Source organism: Candidatus Angelobacter sp., from assembly GCA_035607015.1.
Classification (GTDB): Bacteria; Verrucomicrobiota; Verrucomicrobiia; order Limisphaerales; family AV2; genus AV2.
In genome coordinates this window covers 1-8,140 of record DATNDF010000105.1, presented here as the reverse complement: position 1 = coordinate 8,140, position 8,140 = coordinate 1, and the positions used below count along the sequence as shown (strand labels likewise).

Below are 8,140 nucleotides of genomic sequence, written 5' to 3'. Positions count from 1 at the left end.
CGCATTTGCCTGCGGAACCGGCGGTAAAAATAGTTCCAACCTCGGTTGCAGACAAAGCGCGATTATAGATGCTCACTTCGTCAATCAGCCCTAGAAAACTCCCTTGCGGCTGGGTTCCGCTCCACTGAAATGCTCCAATCTGTACGTCCGACGCGAATGTAAACCCTGGATCGAATGCCGGTGTTGTCTCTCCCACTCCATCCACATAAAACACAACATTTCCAGCCGCCTTCGTCACCGCCACATGATGCCAGCTTGTATCCTTCACCGTGACATTCGAATCAACAGCGGCGATGCCGACTTTTCCCAACGAAAGATGACCATCATTCCTTATTACAAAATTATAGCCGCCGTATCCATACCCCAATACGCAGCCAGCAGTGAAGACAGGGTCCAAGGACGCCAGGTTTGTATCCGCCCGCTTGACCCAAGCTTCAATCGTGAAGTTCTGCAGTTGCAGACTCGCCGGATTGCCGAAGGACACTCCGTCACTGTCACCATCAAAGCTGAACGCCTGTCCGACCAGCCCCGGCGCAAACGCCGCATTTCCCTCCAGCGCGCCATTGTTGCTCCCCACCGAGTCCATCCCGTTCCCTTCGCCCTTCCACCAACTGATCAAACCGGAGGGAGGTGCTACACACCCGGAATTTGCTGCAACCGACACGTTGTCCAGCAGCAAATCCACCGCAATGGTCGCCGTGGAAGTGTCTGTGAACGTCAGCGTCGAAGAATCCGTAGTCGCCGTAAAGTTGAACGTCTGTGCCAAACCATAACCGGGGGAATTCGGCGCCACCGCCGTCAATGAGCCCAGTGCGCCACCCGTACTCGAAGTCACTTGCGCCTGCAAACTCATCGTCCCGCCGCCCGTGCCTTGCCGACCCACATTGAAACTCACCGTGTAGGTCTGCCCCACCGTCGTGCTGAATGTCTGGAAAATCGACCCGCCGGGCGGCGTGTTAGCACCGTTAAAACCGACTTCCTGCGAGCCGTCAACCGGAGCCACCCCGAATGCCGGACCGTTCCGCCATGAGACCAGACCCGTGTTGCCCACCGTCCATCCAGTAAGCGTTGTGGAACCGGCCGGCAAGTCCACGCTCGCACCTGTCGCCAGAGCGGGCGTCTCGAAACTGCCGTTCGTAAATGGCCCAACCGGCAGCGTGCTTGCTTGTACGGATACATTGTCCAGCAACAGATCCACTGCCACCGTCGCTGTAGAAGTGTCCGTAAACGTCAGCGTCGAATTCGTTGTCGTCGCCGTAAAGTTAAACGTCTGCACCGGACCGTAGCCCTGTGTGTCGGGTGCCACCGCCGTCACCGAACCCAGCGCTGCGCCCGTGCTCGAAGTCACTTGCGCCTGCAAACTCATCGTCCCCTCACTCGTGCCTACCCGTCCGACGTAGAAACTCACCGTGTACGTCTGTCCCGCCATCGTGCTGAACGTCTGCGAAAGGGTCGCACCGGGCACTGTATCCCCACCGTTGAAGTCAATCTGTTGAGCACCATCCTCTGGATTGACTGATGGACTGGCGGGACCGTTGACAATAGAAACCATCCCCGATCCACCCGTTATCCAATGGATGATGTCCGTTGACCCGCTGGAAAAACCATGCCCGCCCGGCGAAAATACCGGCGTCTCAAAACTCCCGTTGGTAAAAGATACAACGGACGACATGCTGCTTTGTTTGATCTGGACTCCATTCAGGGAGGCCGGGTGCTCCGGCCCGTTCGCAGGCTGACCGTTATAGCCCGGCGCGCCGCTGATGATCAACGGCTGACCCGCCACTACCTGCACGTTCCGAAACAACACATACTCCTTTCCTTCGACCCAGGGCTGGGATGTCGTCCAGCCTGCTGAAAGTGTGGTACCGGTCGGACCATAATTGTTGCCTCCGCTGGACGCGCTGAAAATTGTATCGCACTCTCCGCGGCTGGTCGGATCTCCGGTGTGCGGGTACGCGTTTCCGTACAGATAGACATCATACCGGTCCGCCGTCAGGTTCGAAACCGTCACTGTCAAATTCCCGACTCCATCACCGCCGCCGCTGTTGGGATAGACGTAGCCATCGAACATCGAGTCGCGGGTTGAATTAAACCAATAGCCTCCGCCGTTCGCGAGGGTGGCGCTGACAGTGGTGTCAGTTCCGTCAGCGTCCTTCAAGTTTTCGACCGTGCCCAAGTTCTGCCACGGGAATGAAACCACGTTCCAATAATCGTTCGTGGTTTTCCCGGTCGCCGCAAATCCCGACTTCACATTGTTCGAGTCGCCTCGAAAGTCGAGGTCAATGAGGGATTGAGCGTGAAGCGCGCCGGTGAAAAAGTTGAGTACAGCAATCACCACTCCGAAGCTGAGTGAATTCTTCAGTCGCATAATAAAACTTTTGTTTGGATACCCCACTGCCCTCCATCCATTTTTAGCCCGCGTATTGTCGCTTCATCTATCAGAACGGCTTTTGCAAAACAAGACATTTCGGACGTCAAAATGCCGTTATTTTCGCCCCGCCAATAACGCCGCAGGCAATAGCAACGGACATGCCGTTGTCTTCTATGAAACTGCGGCTAATACCGGTGCGTGTCTGAAGGCCCGGCGCCCCCACCGGGCGGACACAGACGCCGGGTCGGGGGACCCGGCCTGCGACCCCACAACGTCCGTGTGTCCGATGATGTCGGCCCAGTACCCTTACCGGGCGCTGAGTCTGTCTCGCGCCGACTGGGGACAGTCGGCCTAAAACAACACCAACCTTCAGCCAACCTTAATCTGTGTAATCTGCTGTTCCTTCGCCCGATGAGGGCATCGGGCCTGCATGCGCGATGCACGTTTTCTTCCACGTGATCTGCGGTTCAATTGGTTCGCTGCCGATCAGATGGTTCGGTCCCCGTAATCCGCGGCTCTCACGACGACTTGTTCCGTAGGCCCGGGACCCTTACCGGGCGCTGCGTCTGTCTTGCGCCAACTGAGGGCAGTTGGCCTACAACCATGGGAACCATCAGCCCGTTTCCTTCTCCGTAATCCGCAGCCTTGTGTGATAGACCGTTTCAATTTAGGCAATCCGTTGAAGACAGACGGACAGGGCGCGACTGGTTGTCGGGTGATGCAGGTGAAGATATACTTTGCCAAGCATCTTGGGAGAATGTACATGCCACCGACGACGTCATCATGTCTACAGAGTCTCGGCCGAAAGTATCCGTCATTATCCCGGTGTTCGGCAAATCGGGCGACCTTGATCGCTTGGTTCGGAAGCTGAATGAGCAAACGCTCAAACCGCATGAGATTATCGTGGTTGACAGTAACCCCGAGCCTCTGAAGGCCCTCCCACCCGGGGTGAAACATATTGTGAACCCCGAGGACATCGCATACGGGTGGGATTTCAACCTGGGTGCTCAACAAGCGACGGGGGATTATCTCCTCAACACTTCGCAGGATTGCCTCCCTGAAAACGAGTGTTCGCTTGAGGAGATGTTCAGCGCCTTGACAGCAAATCGAGTTGCAGTGACGGCAACGGTGACGCTTCCAAAGGAAATTTGGGAGGAATATGATTTTTGGGGAAAGGTGATGATGGCGAGATGGGTCGGTGAAATAAGGCAGGGAATCAGTGATAAACTGGACCTGATACGGATCGAAGTTTTTCGAAAGGTGGGCGGTTACGACATCGAAACATTCCGCTATTGCGGACAGGACCAGGACCTCTATATGCATCTCAGTCAACAAGGCGAGGTCCGTATTGTCAAAACGCGCGTTCTGCACCTGCACAAGCAACCCCGGGGAACGAGCTGTATGGCGGTGATAAAAAAACAATTCTTGTTGGCCGAATCGTTTGGCGCCTTGTTCCGCAAATGGGGATTTCAACTCAGGCGTGCTCCATACGCGGGGAATTGGACCCATCATCTCGTCAAATTCATTTATCCACTTCTCCTCCTGCTGCCATTTGCGCCGAAAACCGGAGCCTTACTCTTGTTCGTACTTACCAACCTGACTCACATCGAAACCTGGAGAATCAGATCGCCGAAAGTGCTGGTGATGGTTCTGCTGAATCCGACCTTGTTTGTTGTGGGCGCCGTCGGAACGCTGCGAGGGTTCCTCACTGGCCGGCAGCGTTATTCAGTATTCAAATGAATCAGTTCGCCGGGCCGAATAACGTTGCCCGCGCTATCTCCGGAATCCACCCTGCACGAGTTACAACTTGATTTAGGGATTGTGGCAGGATTTTCTTAACGGACATGAATTCCTTTTACAGAGACAAGGCGGTCGGAGTTACGGGTGGTCTTGGGTTGATCGGGTCTTTCCTCTGCGAGGAACTTTGCTCGACCGGCGCGAAAGTAATCCTGATTGACGACGAATCGAAAGGGTCCTGGGCATACATCGATCAGTTACGGTCCCGCGTGGAATATCGGAAAATGGACCTGGCGAATCCGAAGCAAGCCGTCGGAGCTCTGAAGGATTGCGAGTACGTGTTTCACCTGGCCTCGCGGGCCTACGGGGTTGGATTCAGCCAGAAGAATAACTTTGAAATGTTTCGGTTCAACGACCTCGTGAACACCAACGTCCTTGACGCCATTGCTTGCCACCGCCCCAAGCATGCGCTGGTCGTCAGTTCCAGCTGCATCTATCCCGACGACGGGCCGACGCCGATGCCGGACTGTCAGCCAGTCGCGGGTGAACCTGAGCGCGTCAATTGGGGTTACGGCTGGGCCAAACGCATTCTGGAACAAAAGGCCGTCATTTATCAGAAGGAAACCGGCATTCCGATAACGGTCGTGAGACCGTTCAACATCTACGGCGAACATTACACATGGGTGGGCGACTATTCACAGGCCATTCCAATGCTCACAAAAAAAATACTCGACAAAGAAAACCCCATCGTCGTCTGGGGCTCCGGCAACCAGAGACGGAACTATGTCCATGCCTTGGACTGTGCCCGGGCGATGATGCAACTCGTGGAAAATGGTTACTTCGAACGGCCAGTCAACATCGGACGCGAAGAAACCGTCTCAGTGAAAAGCCTCGTCAAACGGATCGCAGCAATAGTCGGCTTGGAACCTGAAATCGTTTTCGACCGGACCAAACCTGAAGGGCGCTTTATCAAAAGCGCCGACAGCAAGCTTCTCATAGCCGCATTGGGGGACGACTTTGTGTGGAAGATAGAATTTCACGAAGGGCTTAATCGCATGGTAAAGTGGCACGAACGAACTTTTCGCAGCGCGCATTGATCGCGGATTTCGCTCATCCTTGAGTGAGAGCTGCCTCTAAAACCTCCGAGTAAAACCTGCCCAAACGGGGCGCGGCCCCTTGAACTGAAATCGTCGAAAGATTTTTTTTCTTGGATTGCGCCCTTTTTCGCAGCGCGGACTCCAAAACCGGACGGGGATTACTTAGAAACTCGCGCGTAAGCGGCACGGCGACACTGGCATATCGACGCGCCAAAAACCACTGAAACGCTACTCCGGGCGGAATGATGATCCCCAATCCCGCTTGCACGTAGTCCATGAGGCGCGAAGAGGCGCAGCCTTGCACCGCGTCCACGGTACATAAGGTCACCCTTTCTCCAAACACGAATGGCTCGTAAGTTGTCAGACCGAAATCGCAAGAGCTCAGACGTTCCCAGTAGATTTCGCCATAGACTGGTTCCTCCCAATGAAAATATTCCGTCTCTTCCTGCAGCTCGCCGTAGACCCTCATCTCGGGATCGTCCTTGCGTTGAAGAGGCATGGTGTAGAGGTGGACATGTATGCGATTTGCGCAAAGAGCCCTGACAGTGCGCAGAATCGTGTTTTCTCCAATGCCCAAATAGCCCGAGGAGACGACATGAATGTCGCCTTCTATTTTGACTTTGCTTTGAAGAGGACTGACCTCTGTCGGTGGATCTTGAATGAGAATATTGTGGCGTGGGAGCGAATATCCATAAAGCTTGTGGAGATATTTTACGCGGAGGTCGCGGTGTGTCATTCCGTCGGCAGTTCGAATCGCCTCTCGCTCACAAAAGTGCCAGATGCGCGGGTTGATGTTCAGCAGATGGCTCATGCAGGTGTCGTTAATGTCCAGGAGCAATCGCCCGGCTTTTGCTTTGCACAACAGGTATGCCTGAGCGCCGTCCGGCGCGAAGACGTGAATCAAGGGGCCCTGGAAGTACCATGTGACCCAAAGCAACCGGAATAGACCTCCAGCTCTAGCGTGCAACCGAAAGTACTTGTTCGCATCATATTTCAAGTCTCCTCCTGCATAGATGAGAATAGGTTCCCAACCCGCGATGCGCGCGGCTTGGGCCAGCCTGGTTTCCCTTGCGTGTGGCCGCAAAGAAACAAAAAGAACGCACCTTGGGAGACTGTCATCCGGGAAGGCATCGAGCGCATTTGCGGCCCTCGCAAACGTAAACCGAAGCCATCGCGAAATTCTTCGCTTTGCCGAAGCCGGAATTCGCAAACAAGTGGCAACGCAGACGAGTATCGTGCCCAATATGATTTTCAACAGAGTCCGGCAACGATCTGGCAGTGAAAAAGAAAACCTCTCGTACATCTGATGAGACGTCTATCGGACCAGCCCCTGTGTTTGGGATACGAGAGCGATCAAGAGAATGGAACAGCACGTTGGATATCGATTTTGCACGATTCTTCCCACCGCCATCGCTTGCTCGTTAACCACGGTCCGAAACTAATAATTTCTTCCGTTCAAATCCACAAAAAACATGTGCCGTTAAGCTTTCCATTGCGCAGTGAGCGCTCACTTAATCGGAGGCCCGTGCGCAAAAACAATTCCGCCTTGAGCTATTGGAGGTATCCCTCTAAGGTGCGGGGACGATGGATAAGCAGTCTCGTTCGACGACAGGGTTTCTCGCGCGCCGCGACTCACAAATCCGTGCCATGGATTTGGTGCTGAGCACAAATAGGCCCGCGTTGCTCTTCATTTGCGAATCCTTCTCTGTTAGAGTCCGGTTTAGCTATCAATCATGAGCGACCTCATCGAAATCCAGAAACAGCCGGACGATCCCACCCTGGCGGCGCGGCGGCAGTTGCGGGAACTGCCCGCGCCCGAGCCGGCCGCCGGTGTGGAAGCGTACCGGCGCGAGCGCGAGCTGGCGCTGGCTTCGTCGCCACGGCGGCGGGAGAATTTCGAGAAGTACATGCGTTCGTCGCGCCGGAGCGCTTCGGTGGACTACCTGCCCATCAAGCTGGACATCGAGAACGTGAGTCGCTGCAATTTTCATTGTACCATGTGCGTCGTCAGCGATTGGCCGAAGGGGAAGCGCGGCGAGGACATGGCGCTGGAGGATTTCAAGCGGCTGATCGACGAACAGTACGGTCTCGTCGAAATCAAACTTCAGGGGATCGGCGAGCCAACGCTGCAGGGCGACGATTTCTTTGAGATGATCAATTACGCCCGAGCGCGGCACATCTGGGTCCGCACCACCACCAACGCGTCGCTGTTGCACGCGAAGGACAATTTCCGGAAGCTGGTGGACACCGACGTGAACGAGATCCAGATCTCGATTGACGGCGCCGACAAGGCGACGTTCGAGTCCATCCGGCGCGGCGGGCGCTTCGACAAGGTCGTCGAGAACTGCAAGCTCATCAACGCGTACTGCCGCGAGAAAGGCGTTGCGCGGACCAAGATGTGGACGGTGGTGCAGCGCGGAAACCAGCATCAATTGGAAGACCTGGTGCGGCTGGCGCACGAGGCCGGTTTCACCAACCAGGTATTCTCGCTGGAATTGACCAACTGGGGACTCGACAAATGGAGCGAACAGAACGGGCGGGTCAGCGTGGAGGACAGCCTCGATCACGACCGGCTCCTCGCGCTGGCCGAGATGGGCCGGCAGCTCGGCAACAAGGTATGGTTCTGGAACATCACGGAAAAATTCAGCACCGCTTCACCCGAAAAATTGTGCCCGTGGCCGTTTGAACGCGCCTTTGTGTCCTCTGACTCGCGAACGGTTCCCTGCTGCATCATCGGCAATCCCGACGCGTACGAACTGGGCCGGGGCAGGAGTTTTCTGGAAACGTGGAACAGCGACGAGTATGTGGCGTTCCGTCAGGCCCACTTGGACGGAAACCTTCCGAAGATCTGCGAATTTTGTTACTATCGGAACGCTCACTCTGCCGCGTTAAAACGCGCATGAATAAGGCAAAGAGCGGAGCAGCGTGATCCGGC

General features: G+C 55.4%; 5 protein-coding genes. 3 read left to right on the top strand and 2 right to left on the bottom strand.

Annotation, left to right across the window (positions count from 1 at the left end; all coding sequences use genetic code 11):
- The coding region (locus VN887_04335) for a LamG-like jellyroll fold domain-containing protein (GenBank protein ID HXT39234.1) at positions 1-2,368 on the bottom strand (2,368 nt) is incomplete at its 3' end.
- 648 nt (positions 2,369-3,016) lie between these two features.
- Here VN887_04335 and VN887_04330 point away from each other — a divergent pair.
- Both VN887_04330 and VN887_04325 read left to right on the top strand, forming a co-directional pair.
- Positions 3,017-4,111 (top strand): glycosyltransferase family 2 protein, encoded by a 1,095-nt coding sequence (locus tag VN887_04330; GenBank protein HXT39233.1) that lies wholly within the window; start codon positions 3,017-3,019, stop codon positions 4,109-4,111.
- Positions 4,112-4,215: 104 nt separating this feature from the next.
- Complete coding sequence (locus VN887_04325) at positions 4,216-5,205, top strand: NAD-dependent epimerase/dehydratase family protein (protein HXT39232.1); 990 nt, start codon at positions 4,216-4,218, stop codon at positions 5,203-5,205.
- A 13-nt stretch (positions 5,206-5,218) separates the two neighbouring features.
- Here the strand turns inward: VN887_04325 and VN887_04320 are convergent, their stop codons facing one another.
- A complete protein-coding gene (locus VN887_04320; protein HXT39231.1) occupies positions 5,219-6,142 on the bottom strand; it encodes a hypothetical protein in 924 nt (307 codons plus the stop codon).
- A 796-nt stretch (positions 6,143-6,938) separates the two neighbouring features.
- On the opposite strand from VN887_04320, the gene VN887_04315 reads away from it, so the two are divergent.
- Positions 6,939-8,108, top strand: a complete 1,170-nt coding sequence (locus tag VN887_04315) for a radical SAM protein (protein HXT39230.1) — start codon at positions 6,939-6,941, stop codon at positions 8,106-8,108.
- Positions 8,109-8,140: the final 32 nt, after the last annotated feature.